The 17,715-nt window shown below is 67.5% G+C and carries 18 protein-coding genes and 5 pseudogenes; 13 read left to right on the top strand and 10 right to left on the bottom strand.

Annotated elements, in window-relative coordinates:
* Positions 1–33 precede the first annotated feature (33 nt).
* The 6 genes and pseudogenes from rpmG to ACFV1J_RS12830 all read left to right on the top strand — a co-directional run bounded on the left by rpmG (position 34) and on the right by ACFV1J_RS12830 (position 3,806).
* Positions 34–198 carry a 50S ribosomal protein L33 gene (rpmG, locus tag ACFV1J_RS12855; RefSeq protein ID WP_385857354.1) on the top strand — a complete coding sequence of 55 codons (165 nt, stop codon included), beginning with the start codon at positions 34–36 and terminating at the stop codon, positions 196–198.
* Between the two features lie 161 nt (positions 199–359).
* Positions 360–719: pseudogene (locus ACFV1J_RS12850) on the top strand (cobalamin biosynthesis protein CobW); the annotation flags it as partial.
* A 75-nt stretch (positions 720–794) separates the two neighbouring features.
* Positions 795–1,034: a 30S ribosomal protein S18 gene (gene rpsR / locus ACFV1J_RS12845; protein ID WP_385857353.1), complete on the top strand. Its 240-nt coding sequence runs from the start codon at positions 795–797 to the stop codon at positions 1,032–1,034.
* An 89-nt stretch (positions 1,035–1,123) separates the two neighbouring features.
* Positions 1,124–2,353: a GTP-binding protein gene (locus ACFV1J_RS12840; protein ID WP_385857352.1), complete on the top strand. Its 1,230-nt coding sequence runs from the start codon at positions 1,124–1,126 to the stop codon at positions 2,351–2,353.
* A 172-nt stretch (positions 2,354–2,525) separates the two neighbouring features.
* The gene (locus ACFV1J_RS12835; protein ID WP_385857351.1) at positions 2,526–2,867 is read left to right on the top strand and encodes a hypothetical protein; all 342 of its coding nucleotides are present in this window, start codon (positions 2,526–2,528) and stop codon (positions 2,865–2,867) included.
* A 144-nt stretch (positions 2,868–3,011) separates the two neighbouring features.
* A complete protein-coding gene (locus tag ACFV1J_RS12830; RefSeq protein ID WP_385857350.1) occupies positions 3,012–3,806 on the top strand; it encodes an oxidoreductase in 795 nt (264 codons plus the stop codon).
* Positions 3,807–3,964: 158 nt separating this feature from the next.
* Here the strand turns inward: ACFV1J_RS12830 and ACFV1J_RS12825 are convergent.
* Positions 3,965–4,075, bottom strand: a pseudogene (locus ACFV1J_RS12825) (IS5/IS1182 family transposase); the annotation flags it as partial.
* Positions 4,076–4,196: 121 nt separating this feature from the next.
* Here ACFV1J_RS12825 and ACFV1J_RS12820 point away from each other — a divergent pair.
* The gene (locus ACFV1J_RS12820; protein WP_385857349.1) at positions 4,197–4,685 is read left to right on the top strand and encodes a GNAT family N-acetyltransferase; all 489 of its coding nucleotides are present in this window, start codon (positions 4,197–4,199) and stop codon (positions 4,683–4,685) included.
* A gap of 740 nt (positions 4,686–5,425) precedes the next feature.
* On the opposite strand, the gene ACFV1J_RS12815 is transcribed toward ACFV1J_RS12820, so the two are convergent.
* A complete protein-coding gene (locus ACFV1J_RS12815) occupies positions 5,426–5,725 on the bottom strand; it encodes a hypothetical protein (protein ID WP_385857348.1) in 300 nt (99 codons plus the stop codon).
* A gap of 114 nt (positions 5,726–5,839) precedes the next feature.
* Here ACFV1J_RS12815 and ACFV1J_RS12810 point away from each other — a divergent pair, with 114 nt between their 5' ends.
* Positions 5,840–6,304, top strand: a complete 465-nt coding sequence (locus ACFV1J_RS12810) for an Hsp20/alpha crystallin family protein (protein ID WP_385857347.1) — start codon at positions 5,840–5,842, stop codon at positions 6,302–6,304.
* A gap of 357 nt (positions 6,305–6,661) precedes the next feature.
* Here ACFV1J_RS12810 and ACFV1J_RS12805 read toward each other — a convergent pair whose 3' ends face one another.
* Positions 6,662–7,123, bottom strand: a complete 462-nt coding sequence (locus ACFV1J_RS12805) for a J domain-containing protein (RefSeq protein ID WP_385857346.1) — start codon at positions 7,121–7,123, stop codon at positions 6,662–6,664.
* Positions 7,124–7,333: 210 nt separating this feature from the next.
* Between ACFV1J_RS12805 and ACFV1J_RS12800 the strand changes: the two genes are divergently transcribed.
* A complete protein-coding gene (locus tag ACFV1J_RS12800) occupies positions 7,334–7,492 on the top strand; it encodes a hypothetical protein (protein ID WP_385857345.1) in 159 nt (52 codons plus the stop codon).
* Positions 7,493–8,042: 550 nt separating this feature from the next.
* Here the strand turns inward: ACFV1J_RS12800 and ACFV1J_RS12795 are convergent.
* Both ACFV1J_RS12795 and ACFV1J_RS12790 read right to left on the bottom strand, forming a co-directional pair.
* The gene (locus ACFV1J_RS12795) at positions 8,043–9,512 is read right to left on the bottom strand and encodes a lipase maturation factor family protein (RefSeq protein WP_385857344.1); all 1,470 of its coding nucleotides are present in this window, start codon (positions 9,510–9,512) and stop codon (positions 8,043–8,045) included.
* Positions 9,479–10,444, bottom strand: coding sequence for an alpha/beta fold hydrolase (locus ACFV1J_RS12790; RefSeq protein WP_385857343.1), 966 nt, complete (start codon positions 10,442–10,444; stop codon positions 9,479–9,481). The genes ACFV1J_RS12795 and ACFV1J_RS12790 overlap by 34 nt, the downstream gene beginning before the upstream one ends.
* Before the next feature lie 339 nt (positions 10,445–10,783).
* Between ACFV1J_RS12790 and ACFV1J_RS12785 the strand changes: the two are divergent.
* Positions 10,784–11,573, top strand: a pseudogene (locus ACFV1J_RS12785) (IS5 family transposase); the annotation flags it as partial.
* Between the two features lie 22 nt (positions 11,574–11,595).
* Here ACFV1J_RS12785 and ACFV1J_RS12780 read toward each other — a convergent pair.
* Positions 11,596–12,180 carry a hypothetical protein gene (locus ACFV1J_RS12780; RefSeq protein ID WP_385857341.1) on the bottom strand — a complete coding sequence of 195 codons (585 nt, stop codon included), beginning with the start codon at positions 12,178–12,180 and terminating at the stop codon, positions 11,596–11,598.
* 236 nt (positions 12,181–12,416) lie between these two features.
* On the opposite strand from ACFV1J_RS12780, the gene ACFV1J_RS12775 reads away from it, so the two are divergent.
* On the top strand, positions 12,417–12,878 hold the full coding sequence (locus tag ACFV1J_RS12775) for a hypothetical protein (RefSeq protein ID WP_385857340.1): 462 nt from the start codon (positions 12,417–12,419) through the stop codon (positions 12,876–12,878).
* Positions 12,879–13,434: 556 nt separating this feature from the next.
* Here the strand turns inward: ACFV1J_RS12775 and ACFV1J_RS12770 are convergent.
* The 3 genes and pseudogenes from ACFV1J_RS12770 to ACFV1J_RS12760 all read right to left on the bottom strand — a co-directional run bounded on the left by ACFV1J_RS12770 (position 13,435) and on the right by ACFV1J_RS12760 (position 14,795).
* Positions 13,435–13,773: a hypothetical protein gene (locus ACFV1J_RS12770; RefSeq protein WP_385857339.1), complete on the bottom strand. Its 339-nt coding sequence runs from the start codon at positions 13,771–13,773 to the stop codon at positions 13,435–13,437.
* Between the two features lie 43 nt (positions 13,774–13,816).
* A pseudogene (locus ACFV1J_RS12765) lies at positions 13,817–14,189 on the bottom strand (transposase); the annotation flags it as partial.
* A gap of 318 nt (positions 14,190–14,507) precedes the next feature.
* On the bottom strand, positions 14,508–14,795 hold the full coding sequence (locus ACFV1J_RS12760; protein WP_385857338.1) for a hypothetical protein: 288 nt from the start codon (positions 14,793–14,795) through the stop codon (positions 14,508–14,510).
* Positions 14,796–15,710: 915 nt separating this feature from the next.
* Here ACFV1J_RS12760 and ACFV1J_RS12755 point away from each other — a divergent pair.
* Positions 15,711–16,217, top strand: a complete 507-nt coding sequence (locus tag ACFV1J_RS12755) for a hypothetical protein (protein WP_385857337.1) — start codon at positions 15,711–15,713, stop codon at positions 16,215–16,217.
* Between the two features lie 61 nt (positions 16,218–16,278).
* Here ACFV1J_RS12755 and ACFV1J_RS12750 read toward each other — a convergent pair.
* Positions 16,279–16,533: pseudogene (locus tag ACFV1J_RS12750) on the bottom strand (transposase); the annotation flags it as partial.
* On the opposite strand from ACFV1J_RS12750, the gene ACFV1J_RS12745 reads away from it, so the two are divergent.
* Positions 16,514–17,398, top strand: a complete 885-nt coding sequence (locus tag ACFV1J_RS12745; protein WP_385857336.1) for a hypothetical protein — start codon at positions 16,514–16,516, stop codon at positions 17,396–17,398. The pseudogene ACFV1J_RS12750 and the gene ACFV1J_RS12745 overlap by 20 nt on opposite strands.
* Positions 17,399–17,715: the final 317 nt, after the last annotated feature.

Raw genomic sequence — 17,715 nt, 5'->3', positions numbered from 1 at the left:
GAAAATGAAAACCACTTGTGTATGCTGCGGGGTATGGCCAGGAACGAACTCCGCCCGATCATCAAGCTCAGGTCCACCGCAGGGACCGGATACACCCACGTGACCCGCAAGAACCGCCGTAACGACCCTGATCGGCTGACGCTGCGCAAGTACGACCCGGTCGTCGGCCGGCACGTCGATTTCCGCGAGGAGCGTTGAGAGCAGCCATGAAGCCCGGAATCCACCCCGCATACCGGCCCGTCGTCTTCCGCGACCGGGCCGCCGACCACGCCTTCCTCACCCTTCCCCAAGCTCTCAACTTCGTTCGAGCAGGGGAGACCCCAGCCACCGCGACGAGCGACAAGACCGTCGAGCGGACGTACCGGCTGGCCGTGGTCGAGCTGTGGGACTCCGTCGAGCCGCAGGCCATGGCAGCCGTCATCGCCGCCGAGAGCGAAGCGCTGGAGCTGGCCGGGGTCGCCACCGCGGTCGACCCGGCGCTCGTCCTGCCGTGCCTGTCGAACGGGGACGACCTGGCCGAGTCCGGCCTCGCCACCGCTCCCACCGATCAGCGCACGGTCGCCGACACCTTCGCCCGGCACATCGAGTACCCCACGGTGCTCGCCCTCGCCGAAGGCGACGAACCGGCGGACGACGCCGACCTCGCACTGCTCGCCCAACTCGCCCCGGCCGCACAGGGTTTGCGGGTGGGCGAGGGCACGCTCGGGCCGTCCCTGCTGACCCACGCCTTCGACGAACTCCTCGACCCCGTCACCTGAACGCGCACCACGCGCAACCGAGAGAAAGGACCTGACATGTCCCGCCGCAGCAACCTCAATCCCAAGGCCGACAAGCGCAGGGTCAACCCGCTGGACGCCGCCGGCATCACGTACGTCGACTACAAGGACACCGACCTGCTGCGGAAGTTCATCTCGGACCGAGGCAAGATCCGCAGCCGCCGGGTGACCCATGTGACCAGGCAGCAGCAGCGGCAGATAGCCCGCGCCATCAAGAACGCCCGCGAGATGGCCCTCATCCCCTACGGCTCCCGGTAACCGACCTCGATGCGAAACATTCCGCTGGCCGTGGCATGGGGACGCAGGGCCGCCCACACACTCGTGACCGCGATCGCCGGGGTGGGCACATGAGCATAGGCGGAGGCCCGGCCCGGGGCCTGCTCACCGTCGTCTGCGGCAACACCCCTCAGACGCGCGGTCGCGCCGTCGACGTCCTCCGTCGCGCCGCTCCCGACGCCGTGGTGCTGTCCGTCTCGGTCGACGGTGCGCCGGACGGGCGGTACCCATCCGTCCAGCGCACCGTCTCCTGCCACGACCAGCAACTGCGCGGTGACCTCTGCCGGGCGACCACAGGAGACCCGGCCGTGATAATCCGTCAGGACCTGGAGACCATCGCCCGCCGTACCAAGCACCCACACGTCGTGCTCGCTCTCCCCGGCGAACTCGATGCGGCACTCTTCCTCGCCGCTGTGTGGCAGACCCCGCTGGGCCGCACGCCGACGGCGCACCACTACGCCCTGGGGCCGCTGACCGTCGGCCTCGACCCCGACCGCTTCCTCAGCGACCTGCGATGCGTCCACCGGCCCGTCCGGTTCCACGGCCCAGGCGCCCATACCGTTTCGCTCACGCTCACGCTCACGCTCGCCGAGGCCGCTGCCCGCCAAGTAGAGGCGGCCGGCGCCGTGCTGCTGAGCCCAGGACGAGACCTCGCCGACGGCACGCGGGAGGGCGTGCGGGCCCTGCTCGGCCACCTCAATCCCTCCGCGGACGTGCTCTCCGGCTCGGAGGCCGGCGAAGACGCCCTCGGGACTCTGGTGAAGCCCGATCCGCGGTGGTCCGTGGCCGGCCCCGCCGAGCGTCTCGACCCCGTGATCGCGCCGGTGCGCCGGGGCGGTGTCGACCACGGCGTGATGTCCGTACTGTGGCGCTCCCGCCGTCCCGTCCACCCCGAGCGGCTGGCGGACAGCCTGCCGCGGATCATGTCCGGAGTCGTACGCAGCCGGGGGCACCTGTGGCTGGCCACCCGCCCTCAGTCGGTCGTCGGCTGGCGCTCCGCCGGCCGTCACCTGGAACTGCGCGAGACCGGCGACTGGTTGCAGCAGGACGACGCGGCGGCATGGCGAGGCGTATCGCCGCTACGCCGCGCGCTGGCCTCCTGGTTCTGGGACGACTACTACGGCGAGCGGCGCAACGAGGTCGTCTTCACCGGCACCGAGCTGGACCAGGACGAGCTGCGGCGCACCCTGGACGCCACCCTGCTCGACGACCGAGAGCTGTCGTGCGGCGTCGAGAGCTGGGCGGACCTCCCTGATCCGCTGCTCGGCGATCCCGCCCCCGATGGTCCGGCCGACGGTTGACGGCCGGCCGGTGACACGGGGACGGGGGTGGCGCAGCTCCAGCACGTTCACCGCCGGAGAGAGCCGGATCTCGCCGACGCGGGTGTCGTAGCGGTTCGGCAGCCGGTCGACGACGCCGCCCGTTGTTTGTCGGGCGGCGCTGGGACTGATTCTTAGATCTTTCGATGGGGAGATGCCCCGGACCGGCACGGCGATCACCTCGTCCCGGGCGACCAACGGGGCGTTGCCGGTGGCCAGCAGTGCCCCGCTCTGGCCGTTGGCGACTGCCTCGTCGGTCTCCTCGGCGCTGCCCACCCCCGCCTATCCGCGGGTGCGCGGTCTGTGTGGTGGGGTGCCGGGGTCGCCGGTAGGGAACTCGATGAGAACCGTCATGGCCTCCGCCCCCTCCGGAATCCAGCTGGCGAAGGCCGGGGCCGTGGACGAGGAGCAGATCCGCGACGCCGGGCGGCTCGCCGGCGACCCTGGGGCGGCTGAGGCCCTGATCGGCACGGTTCTGGACGGCGGCCGAACCTGAGGCACTGTTCGGCCAGCCGTGCCGTGATCCGCCAGACAGGGCCTCGGGCCGCGTGGCGACAGTGCCACTCCGAACTGAGGGTCGATACTCGCTTCATGCGCCACTTTGGGCATATCGGGAAGCCTGGCGCAGGAGGAGATTGCGGTGGAGCTGAACCTCGTGGACAAGGTCGCCGTTGTCACCGGAGGTAGCAAGGGCATCGGCCTGGCCGTCACCGGGGCACTCGGCCGTGAGGGCGCGCGCGTGGTGGTTGGCAGCCGCAGGGAAACGTCGGAACTGTCCGCCCTGCGTGAGCAGTACGACGTTGCCTTCCACGCGGTCGATCTGGCCGACACCGACGGTGCCAACACGCTGGTCCAAGCGGCAGTAGACCGGCATGGCCGACTGGACGTGCTGATCAACAACGTCGGTGCCACCAGCCCACGCTCCAGCTTCCTCGATGTCAGTGATGCAGCATGGCTGCATGCCCTCAACATGACATTCCTGAGCGCGGTGCGCGCCAGCCGTGCGTCGTTGCCGCACCTGCTGGCTCACGGCGAGGGAGCGATCGTCAACATCAGCTCAGTCAACGCCCGCCTGCCCTTCCCCATGGTGGTGGACTATTCAGCGGCCAAAGCCGCCCTGAGCAATCTCACCAAAGCTCTGTCGGAGGAGTTCGCCCCCCGTGGAGTCCGCGTCAACGCCGTCGCTCCCGGGCCCGTACGCACTCCGTTCTGGACTGCCCCCGGCGCCTTCGCCGACACCGTCGCGGCCAGTGCAGGCGGCACGGCGCAGGAGGCCCTGGACCAGGTCGTACCCCAGCAGATGGGCATCTCCACCGGGCGCATCACCGAACCTCACGAGGTCGCCGACCTCGTTGCCTTCCTGGCCTCCCCGCGGGCCGGCAACATCACCGGTGCCGAATTTGTCATCGATGGCGGGCAGATCAAGACCACCTGACACGGGCTTGAGCGTGTCGTGGCCACGAACACGATCGGAGCGGGCCTGACGCAGACTGGTTCGCCGTCCACGATGTGGACGTAGCTGCTGGCCGTCCTACCCTCGCCCGGTGCGTGCGGCGCTCAGGCCGTGAGGGCGTCGATCGCCATGGGAAGGGGCTCTGCGCCCTCGCGTCGTAACGCCGTGATCAGCTTGCCGAACTGTCGCGGGCTCAGTCCGCTGAACGGGGCTATCCAGGACGGCTCCGACGCCGTGATCACACCAGCCACAGCAAGACCATCTCAGCTGCCGGGCATTCACGGTGACCGGTGAGCCAGGAGCGCAGGCCGAGGAAACGGCTTTGCGTCCCATGTGATCGGCGTGGAAGCCGGCTCGCCGGAGGTACTGAAGATGACCAACGTTGTGTTGAAGCTGTCAGCCCGTGACTTGGTGCATGCGGACTTGGCGTCGTGCAGGTGGGCAGGGTCTGACCACCACCTGGCTGGCGTCGCCAAGCAGTTGGAACGTGCCCGGATCGGTGAGGTCGACTACCTTGCGGTCTGCCCCGCAACCAACATCCCTGTGGCGAAGGGTGGCGTCGACTATCAGGTCAAGGACGGTGCCGGCACGTTGTGGCAACTGGCGGTCCACCCCGCATTGCAATCGTGTGGGATCGGCACGTTCCTTGTCGAAGCCGCAGAACTGCGGATCAGGAACCGCGGTCTGCGGCAGGCTGAGCTGGCTGTGGAGGAAAACAACCCCCGGGCACGTGCACTGTACGAACGACTGGGATACGTCGCGTACGACCGTCAGCCGGACTCGTGGGACGAGCAAGCCCCTGATGGATCGTTGCGCCGCTACGAAACGATCCGCACGTTGATGCGGAAGGAACTCGCGTAGGCTCAGTCACCCTCACGGGATCTGCCGGCGAACGCCTCGTCCCAGGTCACGTGGTCATCGGCTCCGGGTGTCGTCCTCCAAGGCCGTGGGCCACGGCGAAGGGTCCGTCCTCGGACCCGGCTGGAAACTGTGGGTGCTGAGCGGGACCGTGTGACGGCTGAGTCTGCGGGACGTGGAGGACGACCTACTGGCGATTCCTGACGTAGCCCGAGCGGTCACGGGATGGCCCACCGCCCCCGACGATCTTTTGCGGGACACCCTTTAGGAGGGGCGTGCGCGTGGAACTACCCCCGCAGGTGCGGGGACGACCGCCAGCTCGTGTTCGGCGCGGTCCTCACGGCGGAACTACCCCGCAGGTACGGGGACGACATCCCGGCCGGCTCCCTGGCCTGCTCAATGGACGAACTTCATGTGGTCCTGCGGGGTCGGAGGCCGGGCAGCCCAGCAAGACGGTGCGGGATCGGCGGACCACGGCGACCGCTTCCTGGATCTGGGCCCGGTCTTCGCCGGTGAGGTCATCGAGGTCGGCGCGGACGCGTTGGACAAGGCGCCGGACACGCGTGATTTCGTCCTCGGACGGCATGGTCTCGGCTTTGGCCCAGTCGTCGGCGCTGGTGAAGGCGGCCAGGCGCTCCCGATTGCGGAGCAGATCGGCGAGGTATGCCTCCAGATCGGGCAGGTAGGCGACGTCGGTGCGGAAGCGGCCGCAGCCCACGCAGCGGAAGCGGACCGGGCATCCATCAGCAGCACGGTGGCGTCGTCGCGCAGGGAGCGTGTTGGAAAGCCCTCCCCGCCAAGGTGCTGTCCACGGACAGCTCCAGGGTGTCGCCACCACAGCCATGGGCAGCCGGTACACCTGGTCGGGGAAAGAGACGCAATATCCGCTGCTGTACGTCGCAAACGTAGATCAGGACGTCGAGCAGTCCGGCGACTGCCGCCTGCTCGGCCACTTTCGCCGACAGGTGCCCTGGCGTCGTCAAATGGCTGCCACTCAGCAGACCGCCGAGCATCTGCGAAGTCGCCCCATCACGGTCCGTCATGAGGGATCCGTCCTATTGGAAGGCAGCTGCTGCCGGGTCGCAGTACGCGGCGCAACTGCTCAGGATGGAAAGGGAACGAACAGCCCTCAATTGCACACCTCGGAGGTGAGCGGTATGACCCTGCCCGCACGCAACCGACCTGGCAGGCTGCTGGAACGGGCATTCCAGCGTGAACCGATGGTCGCCGAGTTCGACGAGCTCTTCGAGCGAATGAACCGGTTCCTGGAGTCGGCGGCACCGGCCTGGGGCGAGACCGCAGCCTGGACGCCCCTGGCCGACCTGCGCGAGACCGACGAGGCATACGAGGTCCAGTGCGAGCTTCCCGGTCTGAAACGCGAGGACATCGATGTGGAGGTCAGCGAACGGGATCTGCACATCACCGGTGACCTCAAGGAGCGTGAACGTGAAGGCATCTTGCGCCGCACCACGCGCCGCACGGGGCGTTTCGATTACCGGGCGCTGTTGCCTGCCGACGTGAAGGCCGAGGACGTGCACGCCAACCTCAGCGACGGCATCCTCACCGTCACCATCCCCAAGGCCCAGACGGCCAAGCCCCGCCACATCGAGATCGAGGGCTGACCGGCCAATCCTTGGATCTTGCCGTACGGGCGAGGGCTACCCTCGTCCCCCGCCGGTCGAAAATGCCTCGGTGGCACGGGAAACCGCCACCGAGGCTTACCAGGTGCGAGCCACCGTCCGTACCCCAACGGCCACTTCGATCCCATCGGACCAACCGCGCGAACGCCCAGCCCAGTCCAGGGGGCGCAGCGGGCTGGAGCCCCACCACAGGCTTGAACACGATGGCGCGGGTTTCACCAGACCGGGGCACGCGCTCGGCCTCGCGCCACTTGGAAAATGCATCGCGTCATCCTGGCGGCACAGCGGGGAGGACGCGCTCGTCCGGCTTGCCTGGTACGGCGCCGCAGCGGTTTCGGGTCACAGCCATCTGACCTCCACGCTCAGCCATGGGTGGATCCAGGCGGCCAGGTCCATGGCCTCCGACGTCTCACACTCACGGCGGACAGGCCCGCAGGGGACTGCGTAGACGGGCCGATTCGAGGGCCTTGGAGCGGGGGTTACGTGCACGGGGATGGGCGCGGGCCGGGCCGGGGTGACGTGTATGGAGACGGGGGCGGGCCGGCCGGGCAGTGGGGGCGGCTGCGGTCGTGCGCGTTCGGCGTCGTAGGCCGCGCGCCGCTGAGGGTTGCGCAGGGTGTCGTAGGCGGCAAGCACCTCGGCCAGGTCGCATTCCGATCCGAGCTGTCCGGCCCGGGTGTCCGGGTGGACAGTGCGCACCAGACGGCGGTAGGCAGAGGTGATCTGCCGCGGCGAAGCCGAGGAGGGGACGCCGAGGACAGCGTAGAGATCGCGGGGAGCTCCAGCTCGCTGCGCGCTCACCGCACTCACCTCCTTCCACCGGCGGTGCCGCGACCTGCATATGTGTAGGTACCTTCCTTTCCACTCGGCCAAACTTGAGTCTACTGTTGTCAAGTTAGCTGCGTGAGGGTATAGGGATGAGTGGTGCCCTGCGCAGAGGGGCGCACGGATTCCCTGCGCAAGCGGCGAAAGGAGTGTGACCGACGGTGCTGATTCGCGCGGATCCCTTCGGTGAACTGGACCGGCCTGTGCGTCGCGCAGGACGTGCTCACCGTCCAGGCCGGGCACCCGAAGCCCGAGGCCGAGGGGTGCGAGACGCTGGTGGCTGAGCCGCCCTACGGGGTGTTCACACGGCAGCTTTTCCTCGGCGAGAACCTGGACCTGACATGATCGAGGCCTGCTACGACGCCGGCGTGCTGACTGTGCGGATCCCGGTGGCCGAACACCCGCCCAGGCCCGCAAGATCGAGATCAGCCAGGGAACAACGGTACAGAAGATCACACGCTGACCCACGGTGAGACCGGTCCAGTGGTCGGTGCCCTGCCGTGCCCGCAGTGTGGTCGCCGCTGGATCGGACGGCTGCTCGCCCGCCGGCCAATACCGACTCCACCAGGCCCGCAGGGCACACCGCGCCAGGAGATCACCGACTCCGCAGGACATCGCCCTGAACGGCGCGAGGCGCCGCTGCTGGCAGCCGACGCGCACGTCCAGCCGAAGCGGGCTGCGCAGCAGGGGACCGAGTAGCGCCCAGCTTTGCCGCGCATCACAGGCAAGACGATGGCTGATCTGGTGATCAAGGGCGATGCTCTGGCGATCCGTCTGGCGTGGTGGGAGAAGATCGCTGCCAGGCGCCGTGGTGTGCGTGTGCCCCTGAGCTGATTTCCCTCGCCGGCGTCCTCGCCACCTCCCCGCGCCCCAGGGATCGCGAGCGTCCCAGGCATTAGGTCGACGGATCGTCGGCGGGCGGCGTGGGAGCGAGGCCGTCCGCTTTTGTGACCGGGGGCAGGTATTCGCCGGCAAGTGTGCGATGCCACCAGGCTCCGGTCCGGCGGAACTCGTGCCAGGTGGTGAATCGGTAGGCGTACAGCCGGGCGCGCAGGAAGGTGGGCGGGGTGGAGGGGAAGGGATTGTGGCGTAGGAGCTTGAGGATGGCCGGGTTGCCGTCGAGGAGCCCGAGGAAGAGCTGGGGGAACCAGGATCCGGCGTAGGCGGGTGAGATCGCGGCGAACCACATCAGCCAGTCGAGTCGCAGGTGGTACGGGGCTATCTGCGGTGGCCTGCGGTGCACGGCACCCGGTTTGCCCTTGAAGGAGTACTCCTTCCATCGTGTCTGTTCGGTGAGGTCCGTCTCGTCGGTTCCCTCGATGGCTATCTCGTAGCGGATGCGTCCGATGCTGCCGAAAGCTCCGTAGGTGTTCACGAGATGGAAGGGATTGAAGGAGGCGTTCATCCGCTGGTGGCGGGAGAACAGGTTGTGGAGGGGCCAGTAGCTGAGCACACAGACCAGGGCGGTGACCGCGATGACCATGCCCACGTACCACATCGGCGTGGGCTCGAAGGCCGTCGGCGGGTCGGGGAGCGGGAGGAGATGCGCGGCCCGAGCTCCGTCGATCGCGGACAGGGCGAGCAGGATCGTCAGCCAGTTGAGCCAGGCGAAGTTGCCGGACGCGATCAGCCACAGCTGGGTGACGACGATAAAAGCGCCGGCCATGCTGGCGACGGGTTGCGGGGCGAACAAAGCGAGAGGTGCGCCCAGCTGTGCGAGGTGGTTGGCGGCGGCCTCCACCCGGTGCACGGGGCGAGGTAGGTGGTGGAAGAACCAGCTGAGCGGGCCGGGCATCGGCTGGGTCTCGTGGTGGTAGTACAGACAGGTCAGGTCGCGCCAGCACGAATCGCCTCGCAGCTTGATCAGCCCCGCGCCGAACTCCAGCCGGAACAGCAGCCACAGCAGCAGCCCCAGCAGCAGGACCGGCGGGCCGATCTTGTCATTGCCGAGGAAGATCGCGAGGAAGCCGGCTTCCAGCAGCAATGACTCCCACATGAAGGAGTACCAGGTCTGCCCGACATTGACGATCGACAGATACAGAGCCCACAGCACCGCCCACATCAACATCGCGGCCCACAGGGGTACGAGGTCTGCCGTGCCCACCGTGACGGCGGCGGATAGGGCAGCACCCGTCCAGGCGACCACGGCGAACCAGCGGTCGGAGTAGTGCCAGTGGAAGATGCTCGGCGCCTGCCGAAACGGTATGGCCGCCAGGAAGTGGCGCACCGGCAGCATCCCACGCTCCCCGATGAGCGCCCGGAACTGCAGGGCCGAGCTCATGAAGGCGACCCCGTAGATGACGGCGAGCCCCCGCTGGAAGACCAGCCTGCTCAGCCAGTAGTCGGCGTCCGTGAACCACTCCATGGCTGCCTCCTGCATGCAGCGTCGCTCCGGACCGCTCGGCCACCGGCTGGCGACCCCTCGGTCGAGGTCTTCCCTCTCGTGGGCGCAGAAGGTCGGGGATGGTCCGCCGGGGTGCTCGTCGCTTGCAGGATCACGCGGGCCACCAGGTCGGGGGCGTCGTTCATGGGTACGTGGCCGCACCCGGACAGTGGGACGAGCCGGGCGGCCGGGATCATGAGTTTGACGCGGGCGGCCTGTCGGGGCGGCAGGAAGTGATCGTTGGTCCCCCAGGCGATGGAGACCGGCACGTCAGGGATGTCACCGTTGAACAGACCTCGCTCACGGCCGGCGCGCAGAGTGGCGGTGAAAGCGGCGGAGTCCCGCAGGGCCCGCAACGCAGCTGCAGCGGCTTTCGGATCGCAGGACTCGAAGCGGCCGTAGAGGGTGCCGATGAGGGCGGTCCGTCCGGCGGCGGTGCCGGCCAGCCGGTCAATGGTGGCCTCTGGTAGGAAGCGAACCCCTTGTCGAGCCGCGGTCGGTACCGCGTAGGCGTACCGCCGCTCGGTTTCGGTCCAGAATCCGGCGGGGGCCAGGGCGGTCACACTGCGGGCGAGACCGGCCTGTCCAAGGCGGAACGCGATCAGTCCACCCAGTGAGTGGCCCACCACATGCGGGGTGTCCACTCCCAGGGCCGTGAAGACGGCTTCCAGCCAGGCTGTCGCGGTGCTCAGGTTCCGGGGCACGGCCGGGTCGAGGTCGGGCGAGTGCCCGAAGCCCGGCAGGTCGATCGTGATGGTTTGCCCGTCGTCGGCCAGCAACGGCACCACCTGCCGCCAAGCCTGCCGGTGATGTCCCAAGCCATGGATCAGTACCAGCGGCTCACCATGGCCCTGCCGCTCGCAGGCCACCGTCACTGGCGCCAGGTCCTGGGCGCGCGCCTCCACGAACGACACTCCCGGCGGCACCGCCCACCGACCACCATTGCCGTGACGGGCCTCGTCCAGCGACGACTGGCCGGCCGTCGTTCCTGCCCGTGCCCTCAGCCGGCCTGCCGCCATCCGCGCCGCTCTGCTGTCGAGGAGTGAAGACACCACAGGCATCACCCAACACCTCAGCCCCGCCTCTCGACACACCACTCGTCCCGTGAAAAATAAGGGTAGAAAGTTGAGTCGAGCGGAGGCAAGTAAAGGCAGCGGATGCTAGTCAGGATTCAGGGAACGCCTGCAGGGCTGCCGCAGTTTTAAGACGTCATCTCATTTGGCTGGCTCGGTAGGCTGTCGGTCGTGGTGGGGATCGTTGAACGGCTGGTGCCGGACGAGTTGTGGGAGCTGTTCCAGCGCGTGGTGCCGGAGGCGCCGACGCGGCCTCAGGGCGGTGGCCGACGCCGTCATGGTGACCGGGAGGTGCTGGCTGCGATCGTGTTCGTGGCCACGTCGGGCTGCACTTGGCAGCAGTTGCCGTCGGCGTCGTTCGGGCCGTCGGGTGCGACGGCTCACCGGCGCTTCGCCGAGTGGACCAAGGCCAGGGTGTGGGCCAAGCTCCACCGTCTGGTCCTCGACGAACTCGGCTCCCGTGGCGAGTTGGACTGGTCCCGCTGTGCGATCGACTCGGTGAACATGCGGGCCCCGAAAAGGGGGACCTGACGGGCCCGAATCCTGTTGACCGGGGCAAGTATGGCTCGAAGATCCACTTGATCACCGAGCGGACCGGTCTGCCCCTGTCCGTCGGGATCTCGGGGGCGAATCTGCACGACAGCCAGGTCCTGATCCCCCTGGTCAAGGGCATACCGCCGATCCGCTCACGCCGCGGACGACGGCGACGCCGGCCGGGAAAGCTCCACGCCGACAAGGGCTACGACTACCCCTACCTGCGGCGATGGTTACGCGGGCGTGGCATCGCCCACCGCATCGCCCGCAAGGGCAACGAGACCTCGACGCGACTGGGCCGTCATCGCTGGACCTCGAACGCACCATGGCCTGGCTCGCCGGCTGCCGACGTCTCCACCGACGCTACGAGCGCAAAGCGGAACACTTTCTCGCCTTCACGAGCATCGCCTGCACCCTCATCTGCTACCGCAGGCTCGTGCCCACCGGAGCAGCAAGACTCAGGTGTTGGCGGCCCCGTAGTGCAAAACGTCGCCTTGTGGAAGCAGGTATCCGATGTCTCGTGTCTGCGGCAACTTTCCTGCCAGCGTCGATGCGTCGGTGCAACCAGAGACCTCGAAGCCGACGACCCCCAGGCTGAAGGAGGCGCTCTTGAAAGTCTCAGCCCCAATGGCGGCCAGCCAGTCGTCCATCACGTGGGACCTGAAGAACGGCCGGCCGTCCCAGTACGCAAGACCCGCGTGATCAAGCGCACCTACGGGGACGTAAAAGTCCAGCCAGTCGCCACTGTCATCACCGCCGCGGATCGCCACGCAACCGCACACGACCAGTTGGCCCGTCGGCAGACGGACCTGACCATGAAGATGGCCGAACTCGGTCAGAGAGCCGACCGTGCACGGCACGGGATCCTGCTCCTCAGGTTCACGGTCACTGTGCCCAAAGCACCCGTGAACGTCTGCGGCGGACCACAGAGCACTCAGCACGGCCTGAAGCTGGTCATCATCACTCGATCCAACCTCGATGGCCAGCTCGTAGTAGCCATCGGACCAGTTGGTCTGGTCCCGGAAGGAAGCCGGATTCGTCATGACGTGATCATGCGGTAGAGCCCGATCCAGCGCCACCCTCATTCAGTGCACAGCAGGACCAATTGAGATGACGCCTAAGGAGTGCCCAGCACGAGTCCCTCAGAGAACAGGGGCGTATCCCTCGAAGAGCGTCCGGCGCGGATTCGGGCTTTCACCGATGCGCCGCTGGTCCTCTCGGCCCGGGTTCGAGAAGTCCGCCCAGCGATCGCTGACTGTCGCGAGGAGGTATTCCGGCCATGGCTCGGCTTGTGATCCGAAAGGAAGAGCTGATCGTCAAACTGAGCTGGTGGGAGAAGATCGCCGCACGACGAGGCGACGTCAAGGTGCCGATCTGTGCGGTGAAGAGGGCAACCGTTGAGCCCTCGTGGCGGCACGTTCTGCGCGGCACACCCGGCCGGGGGGTGTGGATTCCGGGTTCCCTGTGCCTCGGTGTGCGGCAGCAAGCAGGGATGCAGGATTTTGTTGCCATCCGGCCCTGGCAGCTTCCGGTGGTCCGCATCGACCTCCGCCCGACGGACTCGCCTTTCGCGCGCATCGTCGTATCGGACCGCGTGCCTCAGGCGACGGCGGCCATGGTGCGTACAGCCCTGAGCCGACTCCCGGCCCCCTTCGATCCATCGGACGTCCCCGCCAAGCCGGTGCGCAAGCCTGCCTGGTGTCCAGGTCGTGCGCCGGCCCCTGCCCCGCGCCCGGTATAAGCGGCCCCGGCGGGCGGCAGTGAGCAACTGATCGGCTACAGGTGCCGTGGGGAGTCTGGGCAGGTGCCGGCTTCCTGTATCAGCTTTCGTACGCAGTAGAGCAGGCTTGGAGCCGTGCGCCTGCCGCCGCCTTGACGCACCCCGGAGCGACGACGCACGTGAGTGGCCACGGCGACCGCCTCGGGCGCTGCACTTAAGGACGGGTGCGTCGAGCGGGTGCCCATTTCCTGTCAGGTGGCCGCCACCAACCTGCCGCACGACGCTCTGGCGCCCGACCGACGAAGAAGCGGACCTCGGCGAAGCCCCTGTGCCGCCACCAGAGAGGCGAGCATCTGCAAGCTGCGCAGCGCGTGAGCCGGTACCAACCCCGGGGCCCGTACGAGCAGCAGACCCAATACATCGACCTACGCTGACGCGGGACTATGCGCCCATCACCCCAGACGATGCTGTGATGCGGCGAGTTCAGCGGAGGGATCGGCAAGCCACCTGGCGCAGGCGTGGCCGGCATCTATGCCTAGCAAGGCCACTTTGGGTTCACCAACAGGTACTGACGCGTTCAGATCGTCGTCCACGAACTCCCGCTGGAGAACTGGAGCCTCGGGGGCCTTTCGACACCGGCACCGATCCCGGCTTCGACATCACGTCGGCAATGTGCCACAGGTATGGCGCAGCCCGCTTTCCTCCCGCCTACCAGGAGCAGGGCGGCCAGCGAGTCGAATACCGCCAGTGAGGACCAGTACAGGTTCAACCAGTCCGGAGCCCAGCTGTATCGATGCAGGCCGCTGCGGACGAGCTCGGCGATGTGTGAAGTGGCGCCCACGAAGACCAGCACGACGACATACACGGCCACCAGTTCCACCACCCACCGCGGAGTCTGGCGTATCCATCGGATCACGCGATCGATTCTCCCAGCGTTTTAAGGCTGGGCCGGGCGCGGTTCAGCGTGTGAGGTGACGGTAGTTGATCAGAACGGCGGCGATGCCGACGAACCCGAGAAAATGCTCAGCCTTGCGTTCGTAGCGGCGGTGCAACCGTCGGCAGACTGCCAACCAGGACACGGTCCGTTCGACGACCCAGTGGTGGCGGCCCAGCCGTTGTGACGACTCGACGCCTTTGCGGGCGATGCGGTGGGTGATACCCGGCTGCGGCGCCCTCGGCGGAGGTGGTCGTAGTCGTAGCCCTTGTCCGCGTGCAGCTTCGCCGGCCGTCGGCGGCGCGGGCCGCGACGGGACCGGATGGGCGGGATGCCGCGTACGAGGGGTTCCAGCCGTGGCTGTCGTGCATGTTCGCACCGGAGATACCCCAAGACAGCTGAACGATCAAGTCCCTTGGCGTGCAGCACGGGCAGACGCTGCCGATCCACGATGCGGGCGGCAGCGCCGCCAGGGTCGCCGAGCGTCGTTTCCGCTTCCGGGGCGCTGGTGGGCGGGTTATTGGGTGACGGCTGTGATGGTGCCGGTTCCGCCTGCGCGTTGGTTGGCTGCGTGGGCTTCTTGGTAGGTGAAGTACCGGCGGAGAGTGCCGTCGGGCAGGGTCAGCTGGTACAGGATGACTGGCTGGGGGGAGGGTGTCGTCCCGCCGCAGTTGCAGGCCATGTGCCGAGTCCTTCCGGTAGGTGCGGTTGGGTGTTCAGTCCAGCCAGCGGGAGGCGATTCCCGTGAGGTAGGAGAGGGTCAGAGCTGTTGCCGGAGCCTGGAACCAGGGGGAATCTTGGAGCAGGTACGCGGAAGCGGTTGCGATGGTTGCTGTCCAGGTTGCGGTGCACCAGCTGCAGTTGACCAGGTCCGCGGGTTTGGACTCGTCGCCGAATCGGTTGGCGGCCCAGATCCTGAGCCCGGCGGCCAGTGAGTCCTTGGTGACGAATCGGGTGATGCGGCAGGTGGCACCGAGGGCCATGAGGAACGCTGCGAGGTTCACGGGGAGTCCCTTACCCTCTGGTGAGAACTGGAGCAGGCCGTTTCTGGCCTGGCGGACCGGGGACGGCCCTTGGGGCGGCCCGTCCGTCGCGAACGTCGATGACAACCGCCCCGTCGGGCGGGGCCGGGTGGGTCACACGGGCGGGATGCAGGGCGGCAGGCTGTTCGTGGACTGGAGCCTGGTGCTGCTGATCGCCGTCGCATCGTTCGAGCCGGCGTTGGGGACGTAGATGTGGCCGTTGGGAGCTATCGCCACCCCCGACGGAACGGTGCCCGGCAGGAATGGTGAGCACCGTCGCCAAGAACGGCCTCAGTAGCTGGAGGGCCGAGAATGCGGCAACGACTCGGTCGGTATCAGCCTGTTCCCAAGGCTGCACTTGATGGAGAAAAGCGGGTATCTGTGCCCCCAGCAGCTGGGGGAGGTCGGTGGTCATGGAGACCCCTTCGCTCGCGATGAGTTGGGGGGATTGCTTGTCCTCGGCTGAGGAACGCCAGAGGGCACCGGCATTGCCGTATCACGTGTGCGGAGGACGCATGCGGGGCACGGGGGCGAAACACGTGCCATGGGCTGCCGATCGCCGGGAGGGAGTGGGCGGCCCACCGGTTCGAGTCCAGTAATCCATCCAGATGAATGCGCAGGCAACGCGGTTGCTGGGCATTCACTCGAATGGCCCAGTGCTCGACAGGTTGCTGTGCCCGGGGTCGGCGCAGAGAACACGGAATGGTTCATCCGCCTCAACGCACGCGGCTCACAGCGGCTAACACAAGGAAGATGAAGGGCGCGCCGGCGGCACCCGCCAAGCGAACTGGTCGGTCCCCTGGCCGGCGGGCCGCGGCGGTGGGCTGCGTTGGACACGAGGGATCCGCCGATCTCTGCGCTGTACCGTCTTCGGAGACGATCACCGGGAGGGGCGGGATGACCAACGGTCTTCAGTTCAGTTGGCAACTGAGTGGCAGCGGCTGGGCAACGTGCCTCATCAAGGATCGTTCTTCGGAGCGGAAGGACGTCGTCAGCTACTGCACGGATGCTCTTGCCGACTTGCTTCACGGTGTGGCGGGTCTGTATGGCCCCGTACCTGTCCAGCGCTTCTCCTTCGACCTTGAACCTGCTGAAGTGAGGTGGGTCTTGCGACGCAGGGGGTCGGAGGTTGATGTGTCGATCTACCGCTTCCCCGACATGTCCGCGAGCTTCAATGTGCCCGACCAGAACGGCACACTCGTCTGGGACTCTACGCAGCCGCGAAACCTTCTCGCTCACGTCGTCATGGAGGCCGCTCAGTCAGTACTGCAGGCCCATGGCGAGGACGGCTATCGGGCGAAGTGGGTTCAGCAACCCTTTCCCATCGCTGCACTGCAAGACCTCCGCCGACTGCACCTCCCGCACGACGGGTGTGAACCGCAGCATGGTGTTGCCGTTTCATAGGCCGACGGATGCTTCCCAGAGCAGATCTGCGTCGCCGTAGCGCTCAGCCGCGCGATGACCTCTACCAGCGCAAAACGCCGAGCGGCCGGTGAGTGATCAGGCAGCAGGCGAGTTTGAGGAAGGCTTCGTGGATGTCGGCCCGCCGTTCCCATCGGATGCGCAGACGTCGGAAGCCGTGCAGCCAGGCGAAAGTCCTCTCCACGAACCAGCGGTGGGTGCCCAGTCCGGTGCCGTGCAGGGTTCCGCGGCGGGCGATCGCGGGCACGATGCCGCGGGCGCGGACCTGGTCGCGGTAGATGTCGTGGCCGCGGGCGGCGATCTACGAACACCTCAACTGGACCGCCCGCAAACTCGGCCTGATCACCCTCTCTCCCGGCCAGTGCGCCTGGCTGTCCAAGGACAACTATGCCGTGCACCGGGTGTACTGCCCGATGGACGGCGGCGGCGGTTCCACCGGCCCCGGCTACATGAACGCCACCGCCGAATTCGGCGCCAGCTTCCACGTCTACCTCAACCCGGAGCAGACCGGCGTTCTGGACGATGGCACTGGCGTCCAGGACGACGACGGCGACAGCTACAGCCGTGACTCCTTCAACTCCATCGACGAGGAGTCCAAGGAGCAGCGCGCCTTCGCCACCGAGTCCGACCTCTCCTGGAGCATCCTGCGCCGCGTCCTAGAAGTTACGTGGAATCACTTGCGAGGCTGGTGGTCTCGTACGGGGACTCACGGACTGAAGGGATCAGCCGTACCAGATGGTCGAGCTGAGGAAGAAGTGCCGAATATCGGTCGGCACGAGCAGGCGACGGCCTGGCTACAGATGTGGCAGGACCTGGGACGGGCACCGAGGACGATCGATGCCTACGCCCGGGGATTGGCGGAGTACCTGGAGTTGTGCAAGCGGGAGAGCGTGGACCCAGTGCGGTCCACGCGGGCCCATATCGCCTTGCATGTACGGGAGTTGGTCTCGCGGCCGAGCCGCCGGGGAAGTAAGGCCGTGGCTCTGGACTCCGGTGCCGGGTTGTCGAACGCGACGCTCCAGCAGCGCCGGGTGTCGGTGCGGCTGTTCTATGACTTCCTGATCGAGGAGGGGCTGCGCCAGGGCAACCCCGTCGGCCGAGGCCGCTACACCCGGGGGCCCGTGGTGGTGGGCAGCAGCGTGGGCTGGTGCGGAGGCTGGTGAAACTTCCCTGAATCCCCAGCGACGAGCAGTGGCGGGCCGTGCTGGCGATCGCCGCCGCCGAGCCGGTGCGCAACCGGCTGATGCTGGCCTTGGCCTAAGATGCAGCCTTGCGCCGGGAGGAGTTGTGCTCGCTGCGTATCGATGACCTGGACCCGGGTCGGCGGTTGGTGCGGGTGCGGGCGGAGACGCCAAGAGCCGCCGGGAACGGATCGTGCCCTACTCGGCGGCGACCGGGGTCCTGCTGTCTCGGTATCTGGTGCGTCGGGCCACGGTCAGTCGGGCGCGCGGTGGGCTGTTCCTGTCGGAGTCGCGGCGCA

It is taken from the genome of Streptomyces sp. NPDC059649, from assembly GCF_042734445.1.
Lineage (GTDB): Bacteria > Actinomycetota > Actinomycetes > Streptomycetales > Streptomycetaceae > Streptomyces.
The sequence above is the reverse complement of the archived record's forward strand: the minus strand, read 5'-3'. Positions and strand labels throughout refer to the sequence as shown.